Here is a 383-nt window from a genome sequence, read left to right as displayed (position 1 = left end):
GGCCAGCGTCTGGCGAACCGGCAGATGCGAGGCTTCGACGGTGCGGATGATCTCGAGCTTCTCCGACGCGGGATACCTCATGCCTCGTACTCCCCATCCCCGATCATGCTTTTTTTGAGCAAGCGGTTCTCCAGGGTCAGGTCGGCAACGACCTCCTTCAGAGCTGCCGCCTCCGAGCGCAGTTCCTTGACTTCGGGCGAGGTCGCTTGCCGGGCGGTATCCCCGGCCAGGCGCTGCTTGCCTGCTTCGAGGAATTCCTTCGACCACGTGTAGTACAGGCTCTCGCTGATGCCTTCACGGCGGCAAAGCGCGGCAATGCTCTCTTCGCCGCGCAGCCCCGCCAGCACGATCCTGATCTTCTCTTCGGCCGAGTACTGCTTGCG

Annotated in this window: 1 pseudogene; it reads right to left on the bottom strand. The window is 63.2% G+C overall.

The annotated features are described in order from the left end of the window. Positions 1-383, bottom strand: a pseudogene (locus AX756_RS24885) (transposase); the annotation flags it as partial.

Source organism: Aliiruegeria sabulilitoris (assembly GCF_001558155.1).
GTDB lineage: Bacteria > Pseudomonadota > Alphaproteobacteria > Rhodobacterales > Rhodobacteraceae > Tropicimonas > Tropicimonas sabulilitoris.
Note: the sequence above shows the minus strand (reverse complement) of the source record. Positions and strands in the feature narration are given on the sequence as shown.